Here is a 26,219-nt window from a genome sequence, read left to right on the forward strand (position 1 = left end):
GTCTCCTCCTATTTTGCCTGTGGCATCCACATGGCCGTCCGCGCACCGATATGCATGTTGAGCGTCTTGGTTTCGGTATAATCCTCAACCGCATGACGGCCCAGCTCACGGCCCAGACCCGACTGGCGATAGCCGCCGAAAGGCAGTTCCGGCGTGCCGTCCATGAAAGTGTTCATCCAGACTGTGCCAGCACGCACCTTGCGGCCGATGGTCATGCAGGTATCGAAATCGCGGCTCCACACGCCTGCCGAAAGACCGTAATCGACCGCATTGGCAATCGAGATTGCGTCATCCACGCTGTCGAAGGACAATACCGACAGAACCGGCCCGAACACTTCTTCACGCGCCACGGCCATGTCGGCCTTCACACCGGACAGAATGGTTGGCCCCATATATTGGCCGAGGCCGAGATCCAGAACTTCGCCGCCATGCGCCAGCGCCGCACCGGCCTTTCTGGCCTGATCGACATAGGCGCCAACCTTGCTCAGATGCTGCGGCGTGATAATCGCGCCCACCTGTGTGCTGACATCGAGCGGATCGCCGACAATGACCTTTTTCGACAGATCGGCGACGCGCTCGACAATCTCATCGACAATCGAGCGATGCACGATCAGCCGCGAACCGGCATTGCAGCATTCGCCCGCATTGAACCATGCGCCGAACACCGCCGCGTCGATGAAGGCATCCATATCCGCATCCGGGAACAGGATTTGCGGGTTCTTGCCGCCAAGCTCCAGCGACACTTTTTTCAGGGTCTGAGCGGCATTGGCCATGGTCAGCTTGCCGACGCCAGTGGAACCAGTAAAAGACACCATGTCCACATCCGAATGCGTGCTCATATGCTGGCCGACATCCGCACCCGTTCCGGTGACGATGTTGACGACGCCATCCGGCACGCCCGCCTCGGCCAGAATTTCACCGAGCACCAGCGTCGAGCCGGAGGTGAGTTCCGACGGCTTGACGACCGCTGTGCAGCCTGCAGCCAACGCGAAAGGAAGCTTCTGTCCGACGATCAGGAACGGAAAGTTCCACGGCGTGATAATGGAGACAACACCAATCGCCTCACGCAGCACGACACCCAAAGTACCATCGCCCAGCGTGTTATAGCTTTCGCCGTGCAGATCACGCGCAAGCGCTGCCGCGTAGCGCCAGATATCGACGGAACCGGCGATCTCGCCGCGCACCTGACTGATCGGCTTTCCAGCTTCAATCGCATCGAGATAGGCAAGCTCTTCGGCCCGCGCCTCGATCAGCTCGGCAGCCTTCAGCAGAACCAGCGAGCGCTGCGAAGCAGTCTTAGACGACCAGCGCCCGTCATCGAAAGCCTTGCGTGCGCTTGCTACGGCGCGCTCCACATCGGCCTTGTTACCCGCCGGATAACGGCTCACCGTGACACCATGGCCGGGGGCCACGCGCTCAATGGTCTGGCCGCTCTGGCTGCCCACCCATTTGCCATCGATCAGCATGGAGAATTCGCGGACGGCCAGTCCGGCCAGCGGTTGCGGCTTTACAATAACGCTCATCACCATTCTCCTTTAAAATTTGCTTCGCGCTTTTCGCTGAACGAGCGCACACCTTCCTTCAGATCGCCGGTCTTGGCGACAAGGATGGAACCCAGCGCCTCGACGGCGGTTCCGTTGTCCTCGCCATTGGCGACGGACAGCATCAGTTTGGAAATTTCCAGTGCAGCCGGTCCGCGTTGTGCCACCCGCGCCGCATAATCCTGCGCCGCCTGCAAGGCTGCGCCCGTTTCCACAACGGCATCGACCAACCCGTGCGAGAGCGCTTCCTCAGCCGTGAACATCTCGCCGCCCAGCACCATGCGCCGCACGATCTGCGCGCCGAAGCGGTGTACAAGACGCTGCGTGCCCGACCAGCCGGGGATCATGCCCAGCGATGTTTCCGGCAGACCGATCTTCGCCTGTTTTTCGACAATGCGGATATCGGCGGCGCCTGCCAGTTCCAGACCGCCGCCCAAAGCATGGCCGTTCATCGCCGCGATCAGCGGCACACGCAAAGTCGCAAGCCGCTCGAACACCCGATGACCATAGCGCACCCAGGCATGGCCGAATTCCTGCGGTTCCATGCCGCCCCAGGCCTTGATGTCGCCGCCTGCTGAAAAGGCTTTTCCCTCGCCGGTCAGGATCGCAACGCGCACGCTGCGATCGGCCTCCACACGGTCGCAGGCGGCAGAGAGTTCCTGCAAAAGCTCAATATCAAACGCATTGAGCTTTTCGGGCCGCCTGATGGTCATGACCGCGATGTGGTTCTCGGTCGAAATTTCTATCCGATCAGCCATGTCACGCCTCCAGCTTTCGCGCCGGTTTTTGCGGCAATTCAAGTCCAATTGGCTCCTCGCGGAACAGCGCTTCATCCATGGTCTTGAGCTGGTCGGAAACGATCAGCGGAAATTCGGATTGATCTAGAATATGCGCCTGCAAATCGACACCCGGCGCAATCTCGGTGAGCACGATACCTTCCGGCGTCAGCTTCATCACCGCCCGTTCGGTGACGTAGGTAATGTCCTGTCCCTGCGCGACGCTGCGGGGGCCTGAGAAGGTGACATGCTCGACCTCATTGACCAGTTTTTTGAGCTTGCCTTCTTTTTCGATCACCAGCTTACCGTCAGCGACCGACAATTTCGCACCCGCATTGAACATGCCGGAAAAGACGATCTTCCTGGCGCGTGCGGTAATGTCGACAAAGCCGCCCGCTCCCGCCGTGACATGCGGACGGAATGAAAGTTTCGACACATTGACCGAACCGTCGCGCCCGATCTCAAGGAACGAGAGCAGCGAGGCATCAAAACCGGCACCCTGAAAATAGGTGAACTGATAGGGTGACGGCATATAGGCATCGGCATTGGACGCGCAGCCGAAAGCGAAGTCCAGAAGCGGCACGCCGCCGACAGCACCCTGCTCGATCACCCAGGTCACGGCACCGTGCAGGCCTTCTTCCAGCAAAATGCGTGGCACATTGGCGGAAATGCCGAAGCCGAGATTGACCGCGCTGCCCGCCTGCAATTCCTGCGCGACACGCCGTGCAATCGCTTTTTGAATATTGAATTCGGCGAGACGGAATGTATCCAGCGGGCGGAAAATCTCGCCCGAAATCGCCGGGTCGTAGAGCGTCTGCGTGGTCTGCTTCTGGTCGGGATCGACAACGATATAATCGACCAGAACGCCCGGCACGCGAACGTCATGCGGCTTCAGCGTGCCTTCCTTGGCGATGCGCTTCACCTGCGCAATGACGATGCCGCCATTGTTGCGCGCGGCCAGCGCCTGATCGAGACCGCCGAGATAAGCGCCTTCATGCTCATAGGTGAGGTTGCCGCGTTCATCCGCCGTCGTCGCGCGAATGATCGCCACCTGCGGGATGATGGCCGGAAAATAGAGCCAGTCCTCGCCTTCGAAGCTGACATGTTTCACCACCGGCTCTTGTGTAGCCTTGTCATTCATCGCCGTACCCTGACGCTTGGGATCGACGAATGTATCGAGCCCTACCTTGGTCAGCACGCCGGGGCGCTTGGCCGCCGCTTCACGGTGCATGTCGAACAAAATGCCGGATGGGACATTATAGGCCGGAATCTCATTATTGGTGATCATCTGCCAGATCAGCGGCGGTTCGGCACTCGACGGGCCGGACGGATAGGAACCTCCGATGATCTTCTTCAACAAACCGGGCTTGGCGATGTAATCGACGCCCTTGATGCCGCTCATATCGCCTGCCGCAATTGGATGCAGCGTGGTGATGTTCTTGGGATGGCCGGTTTCGTCGAACCGCTCGCCAATCGCTTTCAGCGTCAGGTCGGGACAGCCAAGACCGCTCGATGAGGAGACCGAAACGACAGCATTGTCGGGGATGAGTGCAGCCGCTTTCGCAGCCGAAATATGCTTGTTCATGGTGTTCAGAGTCCAGATTGAACGGCGGTTGCCTTGCCAGTCTTGGCGGCTTCCGCGACCGCAAGCCCGGTGGCGAGCGACCAGATGCCGTCTTCGAGTGTTGCAGAAGGCTGGCCCTTGCCCGCAATCGCGTTGTGGAATGCCTGCAAGGCGGTTTCGTAGAGATTTTTCTGGTCGAGCGGCAATTCGTGCTCGCCATCCTTGTTACGCAGAATGACGGTTCCCATCGGCTTTTGCGTCATCACATTGCGCGCCACCAGCGAGCCTTCGCTGCCATGCACTTCAAAGCCCGTTTCGGCATATTTGGTGGTGAAAGCATCGTGGAACTGGGCAATCGCGCCGGAGGAGAAGCGTAGCACCCCCATCACACCGTCTTCCAGCCCAGCGCCGCTGAGGCCCCCCTGCTGGCTGAAAGCCAAGGCTTCGACCGGGTTTTCGCCCAGCACAAAACGCAGCGTGTCGGCATCATGCACGGTGATATCGAGGATGACGCCGCCACCGGCATCTGGTCGTTCAATGCGCCAGCCCTGCAAATGTGGCGGCAGATAAACCGCATGGAAAACCCGCGCCCCAAGCACCTTGCCGATCCGGCCTTCTGCGATGGCATCGCGCATGGCGCGGTGGCTGGCGGCATTGCGCAAATGATGGTTGGTGCCTGCCACCACGCCTGCCTCGCGCACGGCTTTCAGCATGGCATGGGCGTCGCCAAGGGTCAGCGCCAGCGGCTTTTCGCACAGAATGTGCTTGCCGGCCTTTGCTGCGGCAATCGCCTGATCTCGATGCAGTTCATTGGTGGTGGAGATATAGACCGCTTCGATTTCCGGATCGGCCAGCAGCGCATCAAGGCTTGTCACCGAGCGGGCAATCCCGTTTTCGCGCGCATAGGTTTCGCCGCGCGCGGCATTGGTGCTGTAAACCGAAACGACTTCGCCGCCGGTCGCGCGAATGGCTCCGATCACCCATTCCTTCGCAATCGTGCTTGCGCCTATAAGGCCCCACTTTGCCATTGGTGTTTTTCCTCCTTTTTGGTCTGCGCACCACAGCTTGCGCGCACCGCAAGACGCACCGCCAAACGCTGCGCCTCCGCCTCCACCCGTTCCGAGTTGATCTGCTTCAACAGAAGCTGTGCCGCCCGTTCGCCCATCCCCTGCGGATCGACCGACACCGTTGTTAATGCGGGCACCGCCGTCTTTGCTTCGATCACATCGTCAAAGCCGACCACGCCGAAATCGCGACCCGGTTCCAGATGCGCGGCGCGCAGGCCGTCACAAACACCAAACGCCACCGCATCATTGAAACACACCGTGGCCGTTGGCTTTGCACCGAGCAGCAACATGCGCTCCACAGCTTCCACGCCGCCCGCCCGCGACGGCGCCGATTTAAAGATCAGCGCTTCGTCAAAGGCGAGACCCGCCTGCTCCAGACCAGCGCGATATCCGGAAACACGCTCCGAAAACACCGCGGTATCCGCATAACCGCCCATGAAGGCGATGTTCCTGTGACCCAGACCAACCAGATGCTCGACGGCCTTCGCGACACCGCCGCGATTGTCGGACAGAATGGACGAAACACCGGAACCCGGCACATCGCGCACCATCTGCTCGACCGGCAGGCCGCTTTTCGCCAGCGGCTTCAGATCGCCTGATTCCGTACCGCGTGCTGGTGAAACGATCAGCCCGGCAATGCCATGTTCGCGCATAGAGGCGATCACCTCGCGCTGGCGGTCGATGCTTTCGCCGGTATTGGCCAAAAACTGCACATAGCCCGCCGACTGCATCACGCGGTCTATGCCCACCGCCAGTTCAGCGAAAAAACTGTTGGTCAGATCATTGACGACCAGCCCGATGATCTTCGACTTCGCCTGACGCAGATTTGCGGCGCTGCGGTTATAGACATAACCGAGCTTTTCGATTGCCGCCTGTACCTTGACCCGCGTTTCAGCGTGAACCAGCGGACTGTCACGCAGCACGAGCGACACGGTCGATTTGGACACGCCTGCCTCGCGTGCAATATCGATGACCGTAACGCTGCTCTTGTTCATGGCTTTCCTCGACTTCTGCCGCTAAGTTAATTGGAACGTTCCAAAATTGTCAATTAGATAAATTTAGCCGTAATATTGCCATGATATCGCCTTGTTGTTTGGCCCTTTTTAGGCAGAATTCTCAAAATAATGGGCTATATCTGTTTGAAATAGGCTTATTCCTTGCCATTTGGAACGTTCTAAATTATCAAGACTGAGGTTCATGGGAGGACGATGATGGGCGTTGCATTCGACACTATGCTGACCTTGCCGAAGGCCGGTGGAACCCTGCTTCCATATCGGCTTGTCGGAACGCCGACCGAAAGACCGTCCGCTCCCCCGCAATTCAATCGCATCGCCTATGCGGCAGCGCATGTTGTCTCCGACCCGCGAAAAGATACGACGCCCTGGAGCAATCCCGCGCTCGACTGGGATGCGACCATGGCTTTTCGGCATCATCTCTGGAGTCTCGGTTTCAGGATCGCCGAAGCGATGGACACATCGCAGCGCGGCATGGGCCTCAACTGGGCGGGCGCGCAGGAGCTGATCCGCCGCTCGCTGGCTGAAAGCAAGACCGTAGCGGGTACCGATCTCGCCTGCGGTGCTGGCACCGACCATCTCGATCCGGCGGATGCCAAGAGCCTTGATGACATCATCAAGGCCTACGAAACACAGGCTGGTTTCATCGAGAAACACGGCGGGCGCTTCATCCTGATGGCAAGCCGCGCCCTTGCCCGTATCGCCCGCTCGTCCGACGACTATGCGAAGGTTTATGGGCACATTCTCTCCAATGCCCGCGAGAAAGTTGTGCTGCACTGGCTGGGCGACATGTTCGATCCGCAGCTCAAAGGCTACTGGGGAGCCTCAAATTTTGAGGATGCGCTGGATACGGTCATCGGCATCATCGAAGCCAACCGCGACAAGGTGGAAGGCATCAAGATTTCGCTACTCGAAGAACGTTACGAACTGGCATTACGAGACCGGTTGCCGGAAGGCGTGCTCTGTTTCACAGGCGATGATTTCAACTATGCGCCGCTGATCGAAGGCGACGGCAACCGGCACAGCCATGCCTTGCTCGGCATTTTCGATGCGGTCGCGCCACAGGCCTCCAGCGCATTGGCAGCGCTTGCCCAAGGCGACAGCGCCCGTTTCCGCGCCATCATAGAGCCGACCGTCCCGCTATCGCGCAAGATTTTCGAAGCGCCGACCCAGTATTACAAGGCGGGCATCGTGTTTCTCGCATGGCTCAACGGCCACCAGACGCATTTCACCATGCCAGCCGGAATGCAGTCGGCGCGCGGCATTGTCCATTATGCCGACATTTTTCAGCTGGCGGACAAGGCCAATGTGCTCGACAGGCCGGAGCTTGCCGTGAAACGCATGAAGTCGCTTTTGGAAACCCATGGGGTGGAACAAGCCTGACAGCCGCTTCATGAAGCGACCCGCATTCCCCCATGCAATCTGTCCGGTTCCCGTGCTGATTGATTTCGGCTATCAACTTGATTAAGCAATCAACAGCATAGAAACCAATTAGGGGAGATTTTCATGCGTTCTGTACTTCTGGCATTGCTGGCCGCAACGGCCATTGCCACTTCGGCCCAGGCAAAAGACGTTACCGTCGCCGTGACCGCCATCGTCGAACATCCGGCGCTCGACGCTGCCCGTGACGGCGTCAAGGATGCTTTGGCCGAAGCCGGTTTCAAGGAAGGCGAAAATCTCAAATTCGTCTATCAGTCCGCACAGGGCAACCCGGCAACCGCCGCACAGATCGCACGTCAGTTCGTCGGCGAAGGCCCGGATGTGATCGTTCCGATCTCCACCCCTTCGGCTCAGGCCGTGGTTTCTTCCACGCGCGACATACCGGTTGTGTTCACCGCCGTATCAGATCCGGTCGGCGCACAGCTCGTCAAAAGCATGGAAAAGCCGGGCGGCAATGTAACCGGCCTCTCCGACATGTCGCCGGTGGCCGAACATATCAAGCTCATCAAGGAAGTGATGCCGAACATCAAGAAGCTCGGCTATCTCTACAATTCCGGCGAAACCAATTCGGTCTCGCTTCTGGCTGCGCTGAAGGAAGCTGCTGCCGCTGACGGCATCGAAATCGTTGAATCCGCCGCCACCAAGTCGGCTGAAGTCAAGGGCGCTGCGCAGGCTCTCGTCGGCCGCGCCGATGCCATGTATGTGCCGACCGACAACACCATCGTATCGGCCCTCGAAAGCGCTGTCGGTGTTGCCGAGGAAAGCAAGCTGCCGCTCTTCACCGCCGATACGGATTCCGTCAAGCGTGGTGCGATGGCCGCCCTCGGCTTCAACTATTACGACGTCGGCAAGCAGACCGGCGCTGTGGTTGCACGCATCCTGAAGGGCGAAAAGCCGGGCGACATTTCGGTTGAAATCGCAAAGGGCACTGATCTCGTCATCAATCTCGGCGCCGCCAAGAAGATGGGCGTGGAAATCCCGAAGGCCGTGATCGACCGCGCTACCAGCAAGATCGACTGATCATCGATCAGACCGCAGAAAAAGAGGGCGAGAGTGAAAACTCTCGCCCTTCTTCTTTTTGGACAAAGGCCAAAGGAGTTCCAAACAATACCCAAGGTGAGGCAATACCGCACGAATGTTGCGTGAGCCGCACATAAAGCCGCATTTGCGGGCCTTTGGCGCGGTTTGGGCTTGCGCTCGGGATTACGAGAGTTGTAATCCCACTGGAATAATAACGGGAACAAATGATCTAGCCGGGAAACGATCCGTACGGGCCTCGCCCGCCGGATACACTCAAACCAAAACCGGTCGCGATTGGTGAAAGCCTTTTGGGCAATCGGAGGCACGAAGCCTCGATGCCCGCAGGCTTGCGGATGGTCTTATGCCGGAAAACCGGCTTCATCCTTGCCGATTGCGGCAAAGTACAAGGAATGTCGTTGTGAGTCAGATCGCCTTCTGGGGTGCGGTCGAATTAGGCCTCGTTTTCGCGTTTGTCGCCATTGGCGTCTATCTGGCGTTTCGCGTCCTCGACTTTCCCGACTTGACGGTAGACGGTTCATTCCCGCTCGGTGCAGCTGTAACCGGCGTTCTGATCCTCGCAGGCCTCAACCCATGGCTCGCCGCCGCAATCGCCATGGTTGCTGGCGCGATAGCCGGTCTCGTGACCGCCACGCTGAATGTCCGCTTCAAGATTCTCAATCTGCTCGCTTCCATTCTGACGATGATCGCGCTGTTTTCGGTGAACCTGCGTGTGATGGGTCGGCCGAATATCGCGCTCATCAATCAGGACACGATGCTCAGCCCCTTCTTCGGCCACGGTATCCCGGAATATTACGTTCGCCCGGCTTTTCTTTTCGTGCTGGTGGCCATCGCGGTCTTCATCGTCTGGCGCTTTCTGGAAAGCGATATGGGCCTTGCCATGCGTGCGACCGGCGCCAATCCGAAAATGGCGCGCGCGCAAGGCGTACAGACGGATCGCCAAATCTATATCGGCATGGCGCTGTCCAACGCGCTCGTCGCGCTTGGCGGGTCGCTTTTCGCCCAGACGAACGGTTTTGCGGACGTCACCTCGGGCGTTGGCACCATCGTCGTTGGTCTCGCAGCGGTCATCATCGGTGAAACCATCCTGCGCACGCGCAACCTGCTGGTGATCCTGATCGGTTGCGTGCTCGGCTCCGTCATCTACCGCATCGCCATCCAGCTTGCACTTTCGAACGGCAACACATTCGGCCTGCAGGCGTCCGATCTCAACATCGCCACCGCGCTTCTCGTTACATTCGCCCTGATATTGCCGCGCATGCGCCGCGGGGGAGCATCCGCATGATCGAAGTATCCAATCTCGATGTCGTCTTCGGTCGCGGCACCCCGCTGGAAAAGCAGGTTCTGAACAAAATCAACCTGACCATGGATCGCGGTTCCTTTGTCACCGTTATCGGCTCGAATGGCGCTGGCAAATCCACCCTTCTCGGTGTGCTTGCGGGCGATGTCATCCCGACCGGCGGCAAGGTGGTGATCAGTGGCAAGGATGTGACCCGCAAATCCACCGCCGAACGCGCCGGTCTCGTCGCACGCGTGTTTCAGGACCCGCTGGCTGGCAGCTGCGGCACCCTGACCATTGAGGAAAACCTCGCGCTTGCCGCATCGCGTGGCAAGAAGCGCGGCTTCACCCATGCGCTGAATTCCAATCGTCGCGAATGGTTTCGCGAGCGCGTGGCGAGCCTCAATCTCGGCCTTGAAAACCGGATGCAGGACCGCATGGAACTTCTCTCCGGCGGGCAGCGTCAGGCGCTTTCGCTGATCATGGCAACGCTGGCCGGTTCGGAAGTTCTGCTTCTCGACGAACATACCGCAGCGCTCGATCCGGGCATGGCTGAATTCGTCATGGAACTGACCCGTACGCTCATCACCGAAAACAAGCTGACGGCGCTGATGGTCACCCATTCCATGCGTCAGGCGCTCGACTATGGTGACCGCACCATCATGCTGCATGGCGGCAAGATTCTGCTCGATGTTACCGGCGACAGGCGCAAGACGCTGGGCGTGGAAGACCTGATCGAGATGTTCCGCAAGGTGCGCGGCCAGACGCTCGACGACGATGCCCTGCTGATCGAATAATAGTCCACTATTCGCTTTTCACAGCCGCCGTTCACCCCGTGACCGGCGGCTGTTTTGTTTCTGCCCGAAATGTTCTAAGAACCCACTATGGCCCAGAAAAAAGCAAATGAAGTCGATGGTTTCCTGAGCAGACCGAGCAGCTCGTTTCCGGTCGTGCTTCTTTATGGCCCGGATAAAGGGCTGGTGAGTGAGCGAGCGCGCCGCTATGCCGAGGCGACAAAGCTGCCGCTCGACGATCCCTTTGCCGTCATTCGCATGGAAGCCGACGAGATCGACGCAGATCCTTCGAAGCTCGCCGATGAAGCGCGCACTATTTCGATGTTCGGCGGCACTCGGCTGATCTGGATCAAGAACGCCACCGGGCAGAAGAAACTCGCCGATGCGGTCAAGCTCTTGGCAACCGAACCGCCGCATGAAACCTTCATCCTTGTGGAAGCCGGTGATTTGAAGAAGGGCGCAGGGTTGCGCAGCGCCGTCGAGAACGCCTCGGCGGGCATGGCGCTGCCCTGCTATACGGATGATGCGCGCGGTATCGATGGTGTCATCGATGATGTGCTGGCCGAATGGAAGCTGCAGATCACCCTCGATGGACGTCAGCTGCTTCGCGCCAGCCTTGGCGGCGACCGCCTTGCCACCCGCGGCGAACTGGAAAAGCTCTGCCTCTATGCGCGCGGCAAGGAGCGTATCGACATTGACGATGTGCGCGAAGCGGTGGGCGATGTTGCAGGCCTGTCGACAGACGAGGTCGTGGATGCAGTCATTGCCGGTGATTTGCAGCGATTTGAAATCACATTCGACCGTGTCGTGAAATCCGGCACAGCGCCTTTTCTGGTGCTGAACACAGCCATGCGGCAATTCCAGCAGATACAGGGCCTGCGCTATATCATGGATAGCGAACGCAAAAGCGCGTCCATTGTCGTGGCGAGTGCAAGGCCACCCATCTTCTTCAATCGTAAAAGGCTGATCGAAACAGCTGTCGGACGCTGGAGCGGCGAAAGCCTTTCACGCGTTTTGGAGCGTCTCCAGCGTGCCGTGCTGGAAAGCCGTCAGAATTCCGCGCTTGCCATTCCGATCATCCGCCAATGCCTGATGGCTATCGGTGTGGAAGCTATGCGCAACGCACGGCGCTAACTGCCTGCTCGTGAAACAATCTGCAAATAAAAACCCCGGTATAGATACCGGGGTTCTTGTATTCCACAAACGAACAAATCAGCTTTGAAGGCGGCGGCAGATTTCATCGAGTTGCTCCAGAGAGCTGTAGCGGATTTTCACCTCGCCGCCCCGGTCCCGATGGTTGATCTCGACCTTCATGCCGGTCACATCGGAAAGCAGCTTTTCCAGCGCCTTGGTGTCGGCATCTTTCTCCACCGGCGTAGCTTTGCCCGGTTTCGGTTCCGCCCCGCCCCGCGCTTCGGCCTGCGCAAGAGCTTCCACCTGACGGACGGACAAGCCTTCCTTGACGATCCGCTCCGCCAGAACCGTCGGATTGTCCATCGTGATAAGACTGCGCGCATGTCCGGCAGACAGCGCACCATCAACGATAAAATCCTGAACTGGTTGCGGCAGCTTGAGAAGGCGCAACGTATTGGCCACATGGCTACGGCTCTTGCCGATCACCTGCGCCAGATCGTTCTGCGTATACTCATGATTATCGATAAGCTGTTGATATCCCAACGCTTCTTCGACTGCATTCAGGTCTGCGCGCTGAACGTTTTCAATGATCGCGATCTCAAGAGCGACGCGATCATCCACATCGCGGACGATAACAGGGATCGTATCGACGCCTGCGCGCTGCGATGCGCGCCAGCGGCGTTCGCCGGCGATCAGCTCGAAATGATCAGGCTGACCGGGCGCGGGACGCACCACGATTGGCTGGACAACGCCATGTTCCTTGATCGACTGGGCCAGATCTTCGAGCTCGGCTTCCGCGAACATGCGTCGCGGATTGCGTGGATTGCGCGTGACGAACTCGATCGGCACATTGCGTTCAATTGGAACCGGCGCTTTACGCTCTTCGACCGGACGGTCGATCTCACCAATCAGGGCGGCCAGTCCGCGGCCAAGGCGCTTCTTTGAAGGATCGTCGTTCATCGTTCGGCAAATTCCTGCAATTGTTACGTAGTCGAATCGATAAGTTTTCTATGCGGCTTTCAGCTGCCGCTCACGCTGGATAACTTCCGACGCAAGCTGCAAATAGGCCTGACTTCCCGCGCATTTCAAATCATAGAGAATGGCCGGCTTGCCATGGGATGGGGCTTCCGATACGCGCACATTGCGCGGAATGACAGTGCGATAGACCTTTTCGCCCATGAAGGCGCGGACATCATCCACCACCTGGGAAGCCAGATTGTTGCGGCTATCGAACATCGTCAGCACGATGCCCTGGATGGAAAGCTCGGCATTGATGGTCGAGCGCACCTGATCGACCGTCTGCAACAGTTGGCTCAAGCCTTCCAGCGCGAAGAACTCGCACTGCAACGGCACAAGCACGGAATCCGCAGCGGCCATGGCATTCAGCGTCAACAGGTTCAGGGATGGTGGGCAGTCCACCAGAACATAGGAAAACCGTTCGGAAACGCTGGAATCGAAGCGCAGAGAATCGCGCAGACGGCGCGTACGGTCTGCGGATTGTGCGATTTCCATCTCGATACCCAACAGATCGAGCGTCGAAGGCACGATAAAAAGATTGGGCACATCGGTCTGCATCGCAGCTTCCGGCACTGACGCCTCTTGCGTCAGCACGTCATAAGAAGACAGCGGACGGTTGCGGCGGTCAATCCCCAACCCCGTGCTGGCATTACCCTGCGGATCGAGATCAACGATGAGAACCGTTTCGCCTATTGCCGCCAAAGCCGTGGCCAGATTGATCGCCGTCGTGGTTTTACCGACGCCGCCTTTCTGGTTTGCAATGGTTATGATCCTGGACATCTTGTTCATTACCGTCGCCCTGCCGCTTTCCAGATCTGCCAAATTCTCGGATTCAATTTGCTTTGCGTCGCAAGTTGCTGATTTCGAGGATGACCGAAGTCTGATCGATAGCACTTTGATGTTTTACCAGATCGAAATCCCAACCGACACGGCTTTCATCGATTTCCCTCTGGTAATCCCGACCTTTTTGGAAAAGCGCCTTGGCGCCGTTGACGAGCCAGGGCTCCGTCAAACCGAAAAGATCATTCAATGAGGCGAGCGCGCGGGCGGTAACAACGTCCGGCGTTTCGATTTTTTCCCACATCGACTCGATGCGAGCCGCATGAATATGAGCAGGAACATTCAAATGACCGGCAGCGGTACGCAGAAAAGCAGCCTTTTTGCCCGCACTTTCCACCAGATCGATACGGCTATCGGGTTGATCCGCCAGATAGCAGGCCGTCACGATGCCAGGAAATCCGCCACCGGAGCCGATATCGAGCCAGCGTTTAGCGTTTGGCGCCAACGGGAAAACCTGCGCGCTATCGAGAATATGACGGCTCCAAAGGTCCGCCAATGTCGATGGAGAGGCCAGATTGATCGCTTTTGACCATTTTCGGAACAGCTCTTCGAATGCAATCAGGCGATCCGCTGTTTCACGTGAAACAGTGGGGCTGATCCGGCGAAGGCTTTCATAACGAAGATCCGCACTCATAATAGCACTCACGCCGCGCCCTTCCCTTCCGCCAGTTCCGTGGCGGTCTGTCGGCGCGAGCCATGCTTCTTGATTTGTGCGATCAACAGCGCCAAAGCAGCTGGTGTCATCCCGTCGACGCGTTGCGCTTCGGCAATCTTTTCCGGTTTACGCTGCTTGAGCTTATGCTTCAACTCATTGGACAAGCCCGAAATCGCGTCGATATCCAGACCAGCGGGAATCAACAAACGCTCTTCACGTTCCATGACAGCGATATCCGTCTGCTGACGTTCCATATAGACCGCATATTGCGCTTCAATTTCCAGCGTTTCGCGCGTGATCGGATCGATTGATTTGAGTTCAGGCCAGATTGGATTCAACCGCGCCAGGTCAATATCAGGATAAGACAACAAATCATAGGCCGAGCGGCGAACACCGTCGTGATTGAGATGCAAATCATAACGACTTGCGAGATTTGGCGTAATCGACAGCGACTGTGTCAATTCCCGTGCGGCAGACAATGCTTCCTGACGTTCATCAAACCTCTTCTTGCGCTCTGCGCCTAATATACCGAGACGATCTGCCAGCGGCGTCAAACGCTGATCAGCATTATCCGCACGCAAAGAAAGACGGAATTCCGCGCGTGATGTGAACATGCGATATGGCTCACTGACACCGCGAGACGTGAGGTCATCCACCATCACGCCGATATAGGCTTCGGTGCGCTGGATGATGATCGGCTCATCGCCCCCTGCCCGCCGCGCCGCATTCAAGCCAGCCAGAAGACCTTGGGCACCCGCTTCCTCGTATCCTGTCGTGCCATTGATCTGACCAGCGAGGAACAGACCATTGACGCGCCGCGTTTCCAGACTGCGCTTCAGCTCGCGCGGATCGATGAAGTCATACTCGATTGCATAGCCGGGCTGCAGCATCACTGCCTTCTCAAGACCGGGTATGGTCTTCAGGATTGCAAGCTGCACATCCTCCGGCAAAGAGGTCGAGATACCATTCGGATAGACGGTATCGTCATCCAGACCTTCCGGCTCCAGGAATATCTGGTGGCCGTCGCGATCCCCGAACTTGACGATCTTGTCTTCAACCGAAGGGCAATAGCGCGGGCCGATACCTTCAATTGAACCGGAATACATGGCTGAGCGATGCAGATTGGCGCGAATAATCGCGTGGGTTTCCGGCGTCGTGCGCGTAATACCGCAGTCGATCTGCGGCGTCGTAATGCGATCTGTCATCAAAGAGAACGGGACCGGGTTCTCATCGGCAGACTGGGTTTCGAGGTTTGCCCAATCGATAGTCCGCCCATCAAGACGCGGTGGCGTGCCAGTTTTGAGGCGCCCCAATGCAAAGCCAAGCGTCTTCAAAGTATCCGAAAGCCCAAGTGCCGGATTCTCACCCATGCGCCCAGCCGGTATCTTCTTCTCGCCGATGTGAATGAGGCCGTTCAAAAATGTGCCGGTCGTCAGCACGACAGCGCCGCAGTTCAACAGCCGACCATCTGACAACACGACACCAGTGACGTTACCATTCTCGGTTTTGATATCGAAGGCACCACCTTCAACGACAGTCAAATTCTCTTGCTTACTGATTATGTCCTGCATTGCAAGACGATAAAGTTTGCGATCAGCTTGGGTACGAGGGCCGCGAACGGCTGGTCCCTTGCGTCGGTTCAGTAGGCGGAACTGGATGCCTGCCTTATCGGCAACGCGACCCATCAAACCGTCCAACGCATCAATCTCGCGAACAAGATGCCCCTTCCCCAGACCACCAATAGCCGGATTACAGGACATAACGCCAATGGTATCAAAGCGATGCGTCACCAATGCCGTGCGTGCGCCAGCGCGCGCAGCAGCCGACGCAGCTTCGCAGCCCGCATGACCGCCACCGACAACAATAACATCGAAGACTGTAGACTCAGCCGAACTCATTTCTCGCATCCTTGGATTAAGAGACAGCTTTTGCCATGAAAGCGTTTGAAACGGAAGGATAAAAGCGTGACGAGTGATCAATTTAAAGCGTTCAAGGTCGCTGACTCATGAAGATCAGATGGAGTCAACCGGCATCAGCGGATTCCACAGATGTTTCACGTGAAACATTCCACGAGCTTTATCGGTGCTTCGCGAGGCAATGTTTCACGTGAATCACTTGCCAATGCAGAACTGCGAAAAGATCACATCCAGAATTTCTTCGACATCCACATCGCCTGTGATACGTCCCAGATATTGCGAGGCTCGGCGCATGTTCTCGGCACGCAGTTCCAGCGGAAGATCATCCCGGCTGGCAGCGATTTCGATCTCGCTCAGTGTCGAGCGGAGCAAATTTATATGGCGCTGTCGTGTGGGAACAGCATCATTGATCTGACCAATGCGTTCTTCGGCAAACGTCAGGAGTTTGGCTAGAAGCTCTTCCAATCCTGAACCGTCTTTGATGGAGATTTGAAATGTCCATTGTTCGGTTTGGGCACCAGTCAGATCGGCCTTTGTTCCAATCCGCCAAATCTCGGCATCGGCTTCGTCCAGCGCCACGTCAATCGGATCGCTCATATCTTCAAGCAGAAGAATAAGGTCTGCTTCCGACGCTCTTTCACGAGCTCTCTCAATGCCGATTTTTTCCACCACACTTTCGGTCTCGCGTAGCCCCGCCGTATCGGTGACATAAACCGGGATGCCATTGAGATCGAGTTTGACTTCCAGAAGGTCGCGCGTGGTGCCCGCTTCATCGGAAATGATGGCCACTTCACGCCCGGCGAGAAAATTCAACAGGCTCGATTTACCGGCATTTGGAGCGCCAGCAATTACCACATGCAATCCGTCGCGAAGCATGGCTGCGCGTTTGCCGCTGGCAATGTGCAGCTCAATTTCCTTATGCAGCGCTTGCAAAGATCGCCATACCTGATCAGAAACAGAACCCGGCACATCGCTTTCATCCGCAAAGTCGAGTTCGGCTTCAATGAAGGCACGCGCACGGACAAGCCGTTGTCGCCATTCCGTATAGAGTTGACGTTGCGCGCCGGAAGCGACCTGCAAGGCAAGGCGTCGTTGGCCTTCGGTCTCTGCGGCAATCAGATCGGCGAGACCTTCGGCAATTGTCAGGTCCATCTTTCCGTTGGTAAAGGCCCGACGCGTAAATTCGCCCGCTTCTGCAATGCGGCATCCGGCAAGTTCACTCAGTTCCTGCAACAGCTTTTCTACGACGGCGATACCGCCATGAAGATGAAATTCAACGCAGTCTTCGCCGGTAAAACTATGCGGTCCAGGGAAAAAGAGCGCCAATCCGCGATCGATCGCATCTCCATTTCGGGAACGGAATGTCTTATAGGCCGCATAGCGCGGTTTGATTTCGCCGCCGATAATCGTTTCGATAATGAATCGAACTTTGGGGCCGGACGCACGCACGACAGCAACACCGGACGGGAGCCTTCCACTGGACAGTGCGAAAATCGTATCGTGATGCACGGCGGTGTCGTTCATTGCGTTTCCTGACCTATATCAATCTTGCCAAGAGGATTGAAATTAAGCTCAGTGCATATTCATTCAAACGCTGAAAGGGAAGCCTCATGACGGATATCAGCAGAAACAGGCTGTCTGCGGAACCCAGTGCCTATCTGCGCCAACATGCGGACAACCCGGTTCACTGGCAGCCCTGGGGAAAGGAAGCCCTCGACGCAGCGCGGGAATTGAACCGCCCTATCCTGCTTTCAATCGGCTATGCCGCCTGTCACTGGTGTCATGTCATGGCCCACGAGTCTTTTGAAGATGCCGATGTTGCAGCAGTCATGAACGACCTGTTCGTCAATGTGAAGGTAGACCGCGAGGAGCGACCGGATATCGACCAGATCTATATGGCAGCGCTTGGCGCCATGGGACAGCAGGGCGGCTGGCCCTTGACCATGTTTCTGCGCCCTGACGGCAAGCCGTTCTGGGGCGGCACCTATTTTCCGCGACATGCGCGCTACAACATGCCGGGCTTTGTCGACGTACTGAACGCGGTGAATGGTCTCTGGCAGGGAAATAAAGAAAAAATTAAACATAATGCCGAAGCGGTCTTCAATCATTTGGAAGGCAGGCTCGCTGCGCAGAGCGAAGGTAGCCAGAACGAAGTTTCCCGTTTCGATGCGATCGCCACACGGATCGCGACCATGTTCGATCCCGTCCGGGGTGGTATTGACGGCGCTCCGAAATTTCCCAATGCCCCTTTCATGGACGCTCTGTGGCTATCCTGGCTTTATAATCGCGACAGCGATAGCAGGGACAAGTTTATCCACTCGCTAAAAACCATGCTGCAAGGTGGCATTTACGACCATCTCGGCGGTGGTCTTTGTCGCTACAGCACGGATGCGGACTGGCTGGTGCCACATTTTGAAAAGATGCTCTACGACAATGCCCAACTGATCCGTCACGCTAATTATGCCTATGCGGAAACCAAGGATGACTTGTTCCGTAACCGAATCGAAGAAACTATCGATTGGCTGGTTCGTGAAATGCGCCTGCCGGACGGCAGTTTCACATCCAGTCTGGATGCCGACAGCGAAGGCGAGGAAGGAAGATTCTACGTCTGGAGCGAAGCAGAGATCGACCGCGTTCTGGGAGGAGACAGCGCAGCTTTCAAGACCTTCTATGGCGTTACACCGAGTGGCAACTGGGAAGGCCATACTATTCTGAACCGCCTGCATGACGTCGATGGTGGAGGGTCGGTTCCGCCGTTGATACGGGATGCCAAGACGAAGCTTTTCGCACAGCGTGAAACACGCATTCGCCCCGGACGGGATGATAAGGCGCTCACCGACTGGAACGCACTGGCAATCCGGGCACTCGCAGAGGCAGGGCGGAGCTTTTCAAAACCGGACTGGACCACGCTCGCCATCGAAGCCTATCACGCCATCATGGCGCCGTTTCGTGCGGGACAAATGGCGCATTGTCGTATGGAAGATCGGCTGGTCTACCCTGCCCTTTCGACAGACTATGCCGGCATGATCAATGCAGCGCTGGCGCTCTATGAAGCAAGTGCTGACCGCGCTTATGTGGATGATGCGCAGAAGCTGAAGCAAGCGCTCGACGCACATCACCGGGACGCGTCCGGCAATTATCGCCTCTCGGCACTCGATGCCGACGATGTTATTCTTCACGCCTATGGCGATTATGACGAGGCGATCCCCAGTGCGACCAGCCAGATCATTGAAGCGCTGACGCGGCTTTTCCTCGCGACCGGCGATATGGCGCTTTATCAAAGCAATGAGACGTTGATTGAGCAGGCACTGGGCCGCGCATTCGCGCAGCAATATGGACAGATCGGCATATTGAATGCTGCGCGTATGGCAGCCGAACCGCTGTCGCTCGTTGTCGCCGCGCAATCCCAACAGGATGAGCTTGTTACGATAGCGAATCGAAACCCTGATCCGCGGCGTATGGATAAGATCGTCAGTTTCACAGCGGATGCTGAGATCAACCTGCCCACAGGCGGCACAGCCAAGGCGGACAAGCCCTCCGCGTGGTTCTGCAAAGGCCATGTGTGCCTGCCACCCGTGGAAAACGGCGAAGCCTTGCGCATTCTTCTCACCGGCGGAGCATGAACACCAAAAAAGCCACGCCGGCTACCCAGCGTGGCTTTTGATTAGCAAAGCTGCAAGGAGCTTACGTGTTCATCGAATCGAAGAACTCGCCATTGCTCTTGGTCTGCTTGAGCTTGTCGATGAGGAACTCGATTGCATCGGTCGTGCCCATCGGCGCAAGGATACGGCGGAGAACAAAAATCTTCTGGAGATCGGCGCGTGGGACGAGCAGATCTTCCTTACGCGTACCGGACTTGAGAATGTCCAAAGCCGGGAAGATACGCTTGTCTGCAACCTTGCGGTCGAGAACGATTTCCGAGTTACCCGTGCCCTTGAATTCTTCAAAGATCACTTCGTCCATACGGCTGCCGGTATCGATCAGCGCGGTCGCGATGATGGTAAGCGAACCACCTTCTTCGATGTTACGCGCAGCACCGAAGAAACGCTTCGGACGCTGGAGCGCATTGGCGTCCACACCACCGGTCAGGACTTTACCCGACGACGGAACAACAGTGTTGTAAGCGCGGCCAAGACGGGTGATCGAGTCAAGCAGGATCACGACATCGCGGCCATGTTCCACGAGGCGCTTGGCCTTTTCGATGACCATTTCGGCAACCTGAACGTGACGCGCAGCCGGTTCGTCGAAGGTTGACGAAATGACTTCGCCCTTCACCGAACGCTGCATATCGGTCACTTCTTCCGGACGTTCATCGATCAGAAGAACGATCAGATAGCATTCCGGATGATTGGCGGTGATCGAATGCGCGATATTCTGCAACAGAACGGTCTTACCGGTACGCGGCGGAGCGACGATCAGGCCGCGCTGGCCCTTGCCGAGCGGCGCAACCAGATCGATGACGCGCGGCGACAGATCCTTGGAGGTTGGAACTTCGAGTTCCATCTTGAAGCGCTCATTGGGATAGAGCGGCGTCAGATTGTCGAAGTGGACCTTGTGGCGAATCTTTTCCGGGTCTTCGAAATTGATCGAATTGACCTTGAGAAGCGCAAAATAACGCTCGCCTTCCTTCGGGCCACGGATCGGGCCTTCAACCGTATCGCCGGTCTTCAGCGAGAAGCGGCGCAACTGCGAAGGGGAAATATAAATATCGTCGGGGCCTGGCAGATAATTGGCGTCGGCGGAGCGCAGGAAGCCAAAACCGTCCTGCAGCACTTCGACAACGCCCTCACCGATGATCTCGACATCCTGCGAAGCCAGCTTCTTGAGAATCGCGAACATCAGTTCCTGCTTGCGCATCGCGCTCGCATTTTCGACTTCAAGGGTTTCGGCAAAAGCAAGCAGCTCAACCGGTGTTTTATTTTTTAGTTCTTGTAGTTTCATTTCCTGCATGGATGAGGAACTCTTTTGAAATATAAGGAGAAAATGCAGTTGTTCGGAAAGTTGGTCAGCTGGTTGGCTTGACCGGCATCGAAGGCCTGCGATCAGGAAGGGAAGAGGTTTCCTTCATATCGATTTGCAATATGAAGAGCAAGTCACATGTAGTGACTGCGCAAAAATTCTGCAACGAGAAAATGGCAGAAACCCGACCAAACGGGTTTCTTTTTCATTTAAAACCGCAATTAAAATGGCTTCACGATCACCAGAATGACGATCAGGACCATCAGCACCGTTGGCACTTCGTTAACGATTCGCCAGTGCTTTGCCGATTTCGTGTTCTTGTCTTCCGCGAAAAGGCGTGTCGCTTTCGAAAGATAGCCATGCATGCCGGACATCAGCACGACCAGCAGCAGCTTGGCGTGCAGCCACCCGCCCTGGAAGCGGAAAATCTCCCATGCCATCCAGATACCGGCGATCCAGGTCACCGCCATGGCGGGATTGATGATGAAGTGCAGCAGTCGCTTTTCCATCACCTTGAAAGTCTCGGAAGCTTCTGAGCCCGGCTCGGCCGCTGTGTGATAGACGAAAAGCCGTGGCAGATAGAGCATTCCGGCCATCCAGGCAATGACGGCAATGACGTGAACCGCCTTTACCCAGAGATAGGCATCGGTTGGATTCACGTGAAACAATGCCCAAACGCCAAGCACCACGATGACAAGCGCTGCGATCATGCGAATATAGGCGGCCTTGGTGCTGCCCTTCGAGGTCGGCTGGCTCACGATTTTTCTCCACGAATGCGATCAATCATGCGCTGGACATTCTCGACCGGCGCTTGCGGCGTAATACCATGTCCGAGATTGAAGATCAGCGGACCTTTCCCGAGACGTTCCAGGATCGCGTCTACACCTTCATCGAGTGCCGAACCGCCCGCGACAACGCGCAACGGATCGAGATTGCCCTGAATGGCGCCATCTTCCTGCAAGGCGGCGGCGAAATTGAGCGGAACCGACCAGTCGAGGCCGAGCACGTCCACGCCCGTCTTTTCGCGGTAGCCCGCATAAAGCATTCCGGCTCCCTTCGGGAAACCGATAATGCGGGCTTCGGGATAGACCGCGCGAACTTTCTGAACGATCCGCGCCACCGGCTGGATGCAGAACCGCTCAAAGCAATCTTCGTCCAGAACACCAGACCAGGAATCGAAAATCTGTACGGCGTCCGCGCCTGCATCCAGCTGTTCGATGAGATATTCGGCGGACACATCCGCCAGATCATTCAAAAGCTTTTCGAAGGCTTCCGGGAAACGATAGGCGAAAAGGCGGGCTGGCGCTTGATCCGGTGTACCGTGACCGGCGATCATATAGGTCGCAACGGTCCAGGGCGCGCCACAGAAGCCAAGCAGCGTCGTTTCGTCGGGCAGTTGCTCGCGCAGTAGCCGAACCGTTTCGTAGACCGGCTCCAGCCGTTTGGCGACACCTTCGGTCTCAAGCCAGAATATCTCGTCCGCGTCGATCGGGGTCATCAAAGGCCCCCTGCCTTCTTCAAAGCGAAGGTCACGTCCAAGGGCGTGAGGGATGACCAGAATGTCGGAAAACAGAATGGCTGCATCAAAGCCAAAACGGCGGATCGGCTGAAGCGTCACTTCGACTGCCAGGTCGGGTGAATAACACAGATCGAGAAAGCTCCCTGCCTTCTTCCGTGTCTCGCGATATTCCGGAAGGTAGCGACCGGCCTGACGCATCATCCAGATGGGAGGTGGAAAGACCGCTTCACCGTCGATCACTCTCAAGACTTTGCGCTTCATCTGATTTTTTTCCGCCCTGTTGGTTGTCTGATCCGGTTTTGGTCTGAAGTTATCCAGTCCGGTTCTCATAAAGAAAGGATGATTCAGGAATCTTTTGATTCTTAGAGTCTGTTGGAATCGGGGATTAAGGTCTGTTCCGGTTTTCCCCACAGTTCAGAAATTGCCAACGCATCCTGTGCAATTTTTCGCCGCCAGTCTGACCGAAAACGGAAAAAACTCAATTCCCTCTTTTAATATAAAGGGTTACCAATTGACGCAGTTCATGAGCTTTTGTGGAAAAGCTGGGAATTATTGAGAGGTTTCCCGATTTTGCGAGTCTTGTCCACACATGTTGATGGCGGCTTCTCACATGTTCGCCCGCTGTGGATGACTTGCCAATTTTTCCACGGCCTGCCATGGCTTGTGGAAGAAGCCTCGGGCTTACGCACAGCCGTCAACAGGAGGGCAACAAAACTGTGACCAGACCGCTTTCCTACTTTCATCTCCATCTGATTTCTGATGCGACCGGAGAGACTCTCCTTGCAGCCGGGCGCGCTGCGGCGGCGCAATATGCCAATGCGCGGGCCATCGAGCATATTTATCCACTGATCCGCACCGAGAAGCAGTTGCGCAAGGTTCTGGAAGGCATCGACGCCGAACCTGGCATTGTGCTTTATACGATTGTGGATCAGAAACTGGCTGCGATCATCGATCAGTCCTGTGCGGAAATGGGTATTCCAAGCGTGTCTGTGCTGGAACCGGTGCTGACCACGTTTCAATCCTATCTCGGCGCGCCCGCACACCGCCGCGCCAGCGCGCAGCATGTGCTCAATGCCGATTATTTCCGCCGGATCGACGCGCTCAATTTCACGATGGAGCACGATGACGGGCAATTGCCGCTCGATATCGAGGAGGCGGACGTCATTCTGGTCGGTATTTCGCGCACGTCCAAGACGCCGACCAGTATTTATCTGGCCAATCGCGGCGTGAAGGCGACCAATGTGCCAATCGTATTGGGCATTCCTATTCCCGAAGTGCTGTTCACGGCCAAGCGACCGCTGATTGTGGGGCTGGTGGCGACCGCCGAGCGGATTTCGCAAATCCGCCAGAACCGCCCGCTTGGCAGTGTGCCGTCGCTCGATACGGGACTTTATACGGACCGGGTGTCAATTTCTGAAGAATTGGCCTATGCGCGTAACATCTGCAACCGGCACAGCTGGCCGATCATCGATGTATCGCGCCGTTCCATCGAGGAAACGGCAGCCGCCATATTGGCGCTTTTGCGATCTGGAAAGAACGAAGGATTTCAGTCATGACAACCAGGCTCATTCTTGCTTCCAAAAGCCCGTTCCGTTCTGCGCTGTTGAAAAATGCAGGTATCGAATTTTCGAACGAAAGTGCCGATATCGATGAGCGCGCCGTCGAAGCCCCGCTTTATGAAACGGGCGCTACGCCGGAAGATGTGGCGCAGGTTCTGGCTGAAGCCAAGGCGCTGGACGTGAGCGAGAAAAATCCTGGCGCCGTGGTGATCGGCTGCGACCAGACTCTCTCGCTCGGTGAAGATATTTTCCACAAGCCCGCCGATATGGAAGCGGCGGGTCGCCAGCTTCTGCAATTTTCCGGCAAGACGCACCAGCTCAACAGCGCGGTGGTTCTGGTGAAGGACGGCGAGACTCTATGTCGTCACGTTTCGGTGGCGCGCATGACAATGCGGGCATTGAGCCCGGCTTTTATCGGGCGCTATCTCGGTCGGGTTGGCGACAGCGCGCTTTCCAGCGTCGGCGCCTATCAGGTGGAAGGTCCGGGCATCCAGCTTTTCGAAAAAATCGAAGGCGATTATTTCACGATTGTCGGCCTGCCGCTGCTGCCGCTGCTTGCCGAACTGCGCAAGGAACAACTTATCGATGGCTGACACGACATCCGTGGCGGGACCGAAGGCTTTCGTCACCGGCTTTCCGATCAAACATTCGCGTTCCCCATTGATCCACGGATTCTGGCTGGAAACGCTCGGCATTGACGGTTCTTACCAACCGATCGAGGTCAAACCGGAAGATTTCGCGGCTTTCGCCGCAGCGCTTGCAGCCAATGGTTTCGCGGGCGGCAATGTCACGATCCCGCATAAGGAAGCGGCTTTTGCGGCAGCGGAAAGCCTTGATGGTGCCGCAACGGCCATCGGCGCGGTCAACACGCTGTGGTTTGAAGGCGGCAGGCTGCGCGGCGGCAATACGGATGCCTATGGCTTCGCCGCCAATCTCGACGATTATGCGCCGGGCTGGGACAACGCCGAAACGGCGCTTGTTCTGGGTGCGGGCGGCGCAAGCCGCGCCGTCGTTCACGCGCTTTTGTCGCGCGGCTTTTCAAAGGTCTGGATCGCTAATCGCACGGCAAGCCGGGCAGAAGAACTGGCCGCGCATTTCGGCGCTGCCGTTTCGGCCTCCGGCTGGGATGCCGCGCAGCAACGCGTTGCTGATGCCGGGCTGATCGTCAACACCACCTCGCTCGGCATGAGCGGTCATGGCGGCGATCAGGATGACGAAGGCAGGTTTCCGCTTGATCTGAGCGTCGCAGCGGAAGGCGTCATCGCGACCGATATTGTTTATGTTCCGCTCAAAACGCCCTTTCTGAAAGCTGCGGAAGAGGCCGGACTGAACACCGTGGACGGGCTTGGCATGTTGTTGCATCAGGCAGTCCCGGGTTTCGAACGCTGGTTTGGCCAAAAGCCTGAGGTGACGGCGGCGCTGCGGGAGCATATTCTGGCGGATATGGCAAAGGCTGGCGCTCTATGATCATTCTCGGACTGACAGGCTCCATCGGCATGGGAAAGACCACGGCGTCCAATATGTTTGCCGAGGCGGGTATTCCTGTTTATAGCGCCGACGATGCAGTCCACCGGCTTTATTCAGGCCGTGCCGCGCCGCTGATCGAGGCGGCTTTTCCCGGAACGGTGACGAACGGCACCGTGGACCGTGAAAAACTATCCGCTACGGTGATCGGCAAGCCGGATGCCCTGAAGAAGCTGGAAGCCATCGTGCATCCGCTGGTGCGCGAGGAAGAAGAAGCGTTTCTGCGTGAGGCGGAAGCGCAAGGCTCGGCCATCGCTCTGGTCGATATTCCGCTGCTTTTTGAAACCGGCGGCGAAAAGCGCGTGGACAGGATCGTAGTCGTCTCTGCGCCTGCCGATATTCAGCGCGCCCGCGTTCTGGCGCGGCCCGGCATGACAGAAGAAAAGCTCGACGCCATTCTCGCGCGTCAGATCCCGGATGCCGAAAAGCGCGCCCGTGCCGATTTCGTGCTCGATACCAGCGGCAGTTTTGACAATTTGCGTCAGCAGATTACAGCGGTCATCGAGAAATTGAGTGGAAAGCCGGCGGTCGCGACCGAATAGCCGCATTCGTCGTGCTATAAGGTTCGAGATAATCCCTTGAGA

At 57.1% G+C, this 26,219-nt stretch carries 23 protein-coding genes; 10 read left to right on the forward strand and 13 right to left on the reverse strand.

Annotated elements, in window-relative coordinates:
- Positions 1 to 8 precede the first annotated feature (8 nt).
- Genes ABWW11_RS00800 through ABWW11_RS00820 form a run of 5 tightly spaced genes read right to left on the reverse strand, consistent with a single transcriptional unit; the run spans position 9 to position 5,943 of the window.
- On the reverse strand, positions 9 to 1,529 hold the full coding sequence (locus tag ABWW11_RS00800; protein ID WP_124915135.1) for an aldehyde dehydrogenase family protein: 1,521 nt from the start codon (positions 1,527 to 1,529) through the stop codon (positions 9 to 11).
- Positions 1,523 to 2,299, reverse strand: a complete 777-nt coding sequence (locus ABWW11_RS00805) for an enoyl-CoA hydratase/isomerase family protein (protein WP_109370004.1) — start codon at positions 2,297 to 2,299, stop codon at positions 1,523 to 1,525. Before ABWW11_RS00805 ends, ABWW11_RS00800 begins: the two co-directional genes overlap by 7 nt.
- A gap of 1 nt (position 2,300) precedes the next feature.
- Positions 2,301 to 3,902 (reverse strand): acyl CoA:acetate/3-ketoacid CoA transferase, encoded by a 1,602-nt coding sequence (locus tag ABWW11_RS00810; protein WP_109370005.1) that lies wholly within the window; start codon positions 3,900 to 3,902, stop codon positions 2,301 to 2,303.
- Between the two features lie 5 nt (positions 3,903 to 3,907).
- Entirely contained in the window at positions 3,908 to 4,909 is a 1,002-nt protein-coding gene (locus ABWW11_RS00815; protein ID WP_109370006.1) for a Gfo/Idh/MocA family protein, read from the reverse strand.
- Positions 4,888 to 5,943 carry a LacI family DNA-binding transcriptional regulator gene (locus ABWW11_RS00820; RefSeq protein WP_319080875.1) on the reverse strand — a complete coding sequence of 352 codons (1,056 nt, stop codon included), beginning with the start codon at positions 5,941 to 5,943 and terminating at the stop codon, positions 4,888 to 4,890. Before ABWW11_RS00820 ends, ABWW11_RS00815 begins: the two co-directional genes overlap by 22 nt.
- A 216-nt stretch (positions 5,944 to 6,159) precedes the next feature.
- On the opposite strand from ABWW11_RS00820, the gene ABWW11_RS00825 reads away from it, so the two are divergent.
- The 5 genes from ABWW11_RS00825 (at position 6,160) to holA (ending at position 11,646) form a co-directional block, all read left to right on the forward strand.
- On the forward strand, positions 6,160 to 7,344 hold the full coding sequence (locus ABWW11_RS00825) for a dihydrodipicolinate synthase family protein (RefSeq protein ID WP_109370008.1): 1,185 nt from the start codon (positions 6,160 to 6,162) through the stop codon (positions 7,342 to 7,344).
- Positions 7,345 to 7,467: 123 nt separating this feature from the next.
- Positions 7,468 to 8,421, forward strand: a complete 954-nt coding sequence (locus ABWW11_RS00830) for an ABC transporter substrate-binding protein (protein WP_109370009.1) — start codon at positions 7,468 to 7,470, stop codon at positions 8,419 to 8,421.
- A gap of 418 nt (positions 8,422 to 8,839) precedes the next feature.
- Complete coding sequence (locus tag ABWW11_RS00835) at positions 8,840 to 9,724, forward strand: ABC transporter permease (protein WP_109370010.1); 885 nt, start codon at positions 8,840 to 8,842, stop codon at positions 9,722 to 9,724.
- Complete coding sequence (locus ABWW11_RS00840; RefSeq protein WP_109370011.1) at positions 9,721 to 10,515, forward strand: ABC transporter ATP-binding protein; 795 nt, start codon at positions 9,721 to 9,723, stop codon at positions 10,513 to 10,515. Before ABWW11_RS00835 ends, ABWW11_RS00840 begins: the two co-directional genes overlap by 4 nt.
- An 87-nt stretch (positions 10,516 to 10,602) precedes the next feature.
- Complete coding sequence (gene holA / locus ABWW11_RS00845) at positions 10,603 to 11,646, forward strand: DNA polymerase III subunit delta (RefSeq protein WP_109370012.1); 1,044 nt, start codon at positions 10,603 to 10,605, stop codon at positions 11,644 to 11,646.
- A gap of 78 nt (positions 11,647 to 11,724) precedes the next feature.
- Here the strand turns inward: holA and ABWW11_RS00850 are convergent, their stop codons facing one another.
- The 5 genes from ABWW11_RS00850 to mnmE form a co-directional block, all read right to left on the reverse strand.
- Complete coding sequence (locus ABWW11_RS00850) at positions 11,725 to 12,606, reverse strand: ParB/RepB/Spo0J family partition protein (protein WP_109370013.1); 882 nt, start codon at positions 12,604 to 12,606, stop codon at positions 11,725 to 11,727.
- A 48-nt stretch (positions 12,607 to 12,654) separates the two neighbouring features.
- Positions 12,655 to 13,452, reverse strand: coding sequence for a ParA family protein (locus ABWW11_RS00855; RefSeq protein WP_109370014.1), 798 nt, complete (start codon positions 13,450 to 13,452; stop codon positions 12,655 to 12,657).
- Positions 13,453 to 13,495: 43 nt separating this feature from the next.
- Entirely contained in the window at positions 13,496 to 14,137 is a 642-nt protein-coding gene (gene rsmG, locus ABWW11_RS00860) for a 16S rRNA (guanine(527)-N(7))-methyltransferase RsmG (protein WP_109370015.1), read from the reverse strand.
- Between the two features lie 8 nt (positions 14,138 to 14,145).
- Complete coding sequence (gene mnmG, locus ABWW11_RS00865) at positions 14,146 to 16,056, reverse strand: tRNA uridine-5-carboxymethylaminomethyl(34) synthesis enzyme MnmG (RefSeq protein ID WP_109370016.1); 1,911 nt, start codon at positions 16,054 to 16,056, stop codon at positions 14,146 to 14,148.
- Positions 16,057 to 16,269: 213 nt separating this feature from the next.
- Complete coding sequence (gene mnmE, locus ABWW11_RS00870) at positions 16,270 to 17,598, reverse strand: tRNA uridine-5-carboxymethylaminomethyl(34) synthesis GTPase MnmE (RefSeq protein WP_109370017.1); 1,329 nt, start codon at positions 17,596 to 17,598, stop codon at positions 16,270 to 16,272.
- Positions 17,599 to 17,684: 86 nt separating this feature from the next.
- Between mnmE and ABWW11_RS00875 the strand changes: the two genes are divergently transcribed.
- Positions 17,685 to 19,697, forward strand: coding sequence for a thioredoxin domain-containing protein (locus tag ABWW11_RS00875; protein ID WP_124915137.1), 2,013 nt, complete (start codon positions 17,685 to 17,687; stop codon positions 19,695 to 19,697).
- Positions 19,698 to 19,758: 61 nt separating this feature from the next.
- Here the strand turns inward: ABWW11_RS00875 and rho are convergent, their stop codons facing one another.
- The 3 genes from rho to hemE all read right to left on the reverse strand — a co-directional run bounded on the left by rho (position 19,759) and on the right by hemE (position 22,813).
- Positions 19,759 to 21,024: a transcription termination factor Rho gene (rho, locus tag ABWW11_RS00880; RefSeq protein ID WP_319080874.1), complete on the reverse strand. Its 1,266-nt coding sequence runs from the start codon at positions 21,022 to 21,024 to the stop codon at positions 19,759 to 19,761.
- Positions 21,025 to 21,254: 230 nt separating this feature from the next.
- Entirely contained in the window at positions 21,255 to 21,743 is a 489-nt protein-coding gene (gene hemJ, locus ABWW11_RS00885) for a protoporphyrinogen oxidase HemJ (protein WP_109370335.1), read from the reverse strand.
- Between the two features lie 44 nt (positions 21,744 to 21,787).
- Positions 21,788 to 22,813, reverse strand: coding sequence for a uroporphyrinogen decarboxylase (gene hemE, locus ABWW11_RS00890; protein WP_109370020.1), 1,026 nt, complete (start codon positions 22,811 to 22,813; stop codon positions 21,788 to 21,790).
- A gap of 455 nt (positions 22,814 to 23,268) precedes the next feature.
- Between hemE and ABWW11_RS00895 the strand changes: the two genes are divergently transcribed.
- Genes ABWW11_RS00895 through coaE form a run of 4 tightly spaced genes read left to right on the forward strand, consistent with a single transcriptional unit; the run spans position 23,269 to position 26,177 of the window.
- Complete coding sequence (locus tag ABWW11_RS00895; RefSeq protein ID WP_109370021.1) at positions 23,269 to 24,108, forward strand: pyruvate, water dikinase regulatory protein; 840 nt, start codon at positions 23,269 to 23,271, stop codon at positions 24,106 to 24,108.
- Positions 24,105 to 24,704, forward strand: a complete 600-nt coding sequence (locus ABWW11_RS00900) for a Maf-like protein (protein ID WP_319080873.1) — start codon at positions 24,105 to 24,107, stop codon at positions 24,702 to 24,704. Before ABWW11_RS00895 ends, ABWW11_RS00900 begins: the two co-directional genes overlap by 4 nt.
- On the forward strand, positions 24,697 to 25,578 hold the full coding sequence (locus tag ABWW11_RS00905; RefSeq protein WP_109370023.1) for a shikimate dehydrogenase: 882 nt from the start codon (positions 24,697 to 24,699) through the stop codon (positions 25,576 to 25,578). Before ABWW11_RS00900 ends, ABWW11_RS00905 begins: the two co-directional genes overlap by 8 nt.
- On the forward strand, positions 25,575 to 26,177 hold the full coding sequence (coaE, locus tag ABWW11_RS00910; protein WP_109370024.1) for a dephospho-CoA kinase: 603 nt from the start codon (positions 25,575 to 25,577) through the stop codon (positions 26,175 to 26,177). The genes ABWW11_RS00905 and coaE overlap by 4 nt, the downstream gene beginning before the upstream one ends.
- Positions 26,178 to 26,219 lie beyond the last annotated feature (42 nt).

The organism is Brucella sp. NBRC 113783, from assembly GCF_040372265.1.
GTDB classification, from domain to species: Bacteria; Pseudomonadota; Alphaproteobacteria; order Rhizobiales; family Rhizobiaceae; genus Brucella; species Brucella teleogrylli.

What these genes read in the sequence shown, in the direction of transcription:
- ABWW11_RS00800 (WP_124915135.1), bottom strand. Translation starts at nt 1,529, where the DNA reads ATGGTGATGAGCGTTATTGTAAAGCCGCAACCGCTGGCCGGACTGGCC.
- ABWW11_RS00805 (WP_109370004.1), bottom strand. Translation starts at nt 2,299, where the DNA reads ATGGCTGATCGGATAGAAATTTCGACCGAGAACCACATCGCGGTCATG.
- ABWW11_RS00810 (WP_109370005.1), bottom strand. Translation starts at nt 3,902, where the DNA reads ATGAACAAGCATATTTCGGCTGCGAAAGCGGCTGCACTCATCCCCGAC.
- ABWW11_RS00815 (WP_109370006.1), bottom strand. Translation starts at nt 4,909, where the DNA reads ATGGCAAAGTGGGGCCTTATAGGCGCAAGCACGATTGCGAAGGAATGG.
- ABWW11_RS00820 (WP_319080875.1), bottom strand. Translation starts at nt 5,943, where the DNA reads ATGAACAAGAGCAGCGTTACGGTCATCGATATTGCACGCGAGGCAGGC.
- ABWW11_RS00825 (WP_109370008.1), top strand. Translation starts at nt 6,160, where the DNA reads ATGGGCGTTGCATTCGACACTATGCTGACCTTGCCGAAGGCCGGTGGA.
- ABWW11_RS00830 (WP_109370009.1), top strand. Translation starts at nt 7,468, where the DNA reads ATGCGTTCTGTACTTCTGGCATTGCTGGCCGCAACGGCCATTGCCACT.
- ABWW11_RS00840 (WP_109370011.1), top strand. Translation starts at nt 9,721, where the DNA reads ATGATCGAAGTATCCAATCTCGATGTCGTCTTCGGTCGCGGCACCCCG.
- holA (WP_109370012.1), top strand. Translation starts at nt 10,603, where the DNA reads ATGGCCCAGAAAAAAGCAAATGAAGTCGATGGTTTCCTGAGCAGACCG.
- ABWW11_RS00850 (WP_109370013.1), bottom strand. Translation starts at nt 12,606, where the DNA reads ATGAACGACGATCCTTCAAAGAAGCGCCTTGGCCGCGGACTGGCCGCC.
- ABWW11_RS00855 (WP_109370014.1), bottom strand. Translation starts at nt 13,452, where the DNA reads ATGAACAAGATGTCCAGGATCATAACCATTGCAAACCAGAAAGGCGGC.
- rsmG (WP_109370015.1), bottom strand. Translation starts at nt 14,137, where the DNA reads ATGAGTGCGGATCTTCGTTATGAAAGCCTTCGCCGGATCAGCCCCACT.
- mnmG (WP_109370016.1), bottom strand. Translation starts at nt 16,056, where the DNA reads ATGAGTTCGGCTGAGTCTACAGTCTTCGATGTTATTGTTGTCGGTGGC.
- mnmE (WP_109370017.1), bottom strand. Translation starts at nt 17,598, where the DNA reads ATGAACGACACCGCCGTGCATCACGATACGATTTTCGCACTGTCCAGT.
- ABWW11_RS00875 (WP_124915137.1), top strand. Translation starts at nt 17,685, where the DNA reads ATGACGGATATCAGCAGAAACAGGCTGTCTGCGGAACCCAGTGCCTAT.
- rho (WP_319080874.1), bottom strand. Translation starts at nt 21,024, where the DNA reads ATGCAGGAAATGAAACTACAAGAACTAAAAAATAAAACACCGGTTGAG.
- hemJ (WP_109370335.1), bottom strand. Translation starts at nt 21,743, where the DNA reads ATGATCGCAGCGCTTGTCATCGTGGTGCTTGGCGTTTGGGCATTGTTT.
- hemE (WP_109370020.1), bottom strand. Translation starts at nt 22,813, where the DNA reads ATGAAGCGCAAAGTCTTGAGAGTGATCGACGGTGAAGCGGTCTTTCCA.
- ABWW11_RS00900 (WP_319080873.1), top strand. Translation starts at nt 24,105, where the DNA reads ATGACAACCAGGCTCATTCTTGCTTCCAAAAGCCCGTTCCGTTCTGCG.
- ABWW11_RS00905 (WP_109370023.1), top strand. Translation starts at nt 24,697, where the DNA reads ATGGCTGACACGACATCCGTGGCGGGACCGAAGGCTTTCGTCACCGGC.
- coaE (WP_109370024.1), top strand. Translation starts at nt 25,575, where the DNA reads ATGATCATTCTCGGACTGACAGGCTCCATCGGCATGGGAAAGACCACG.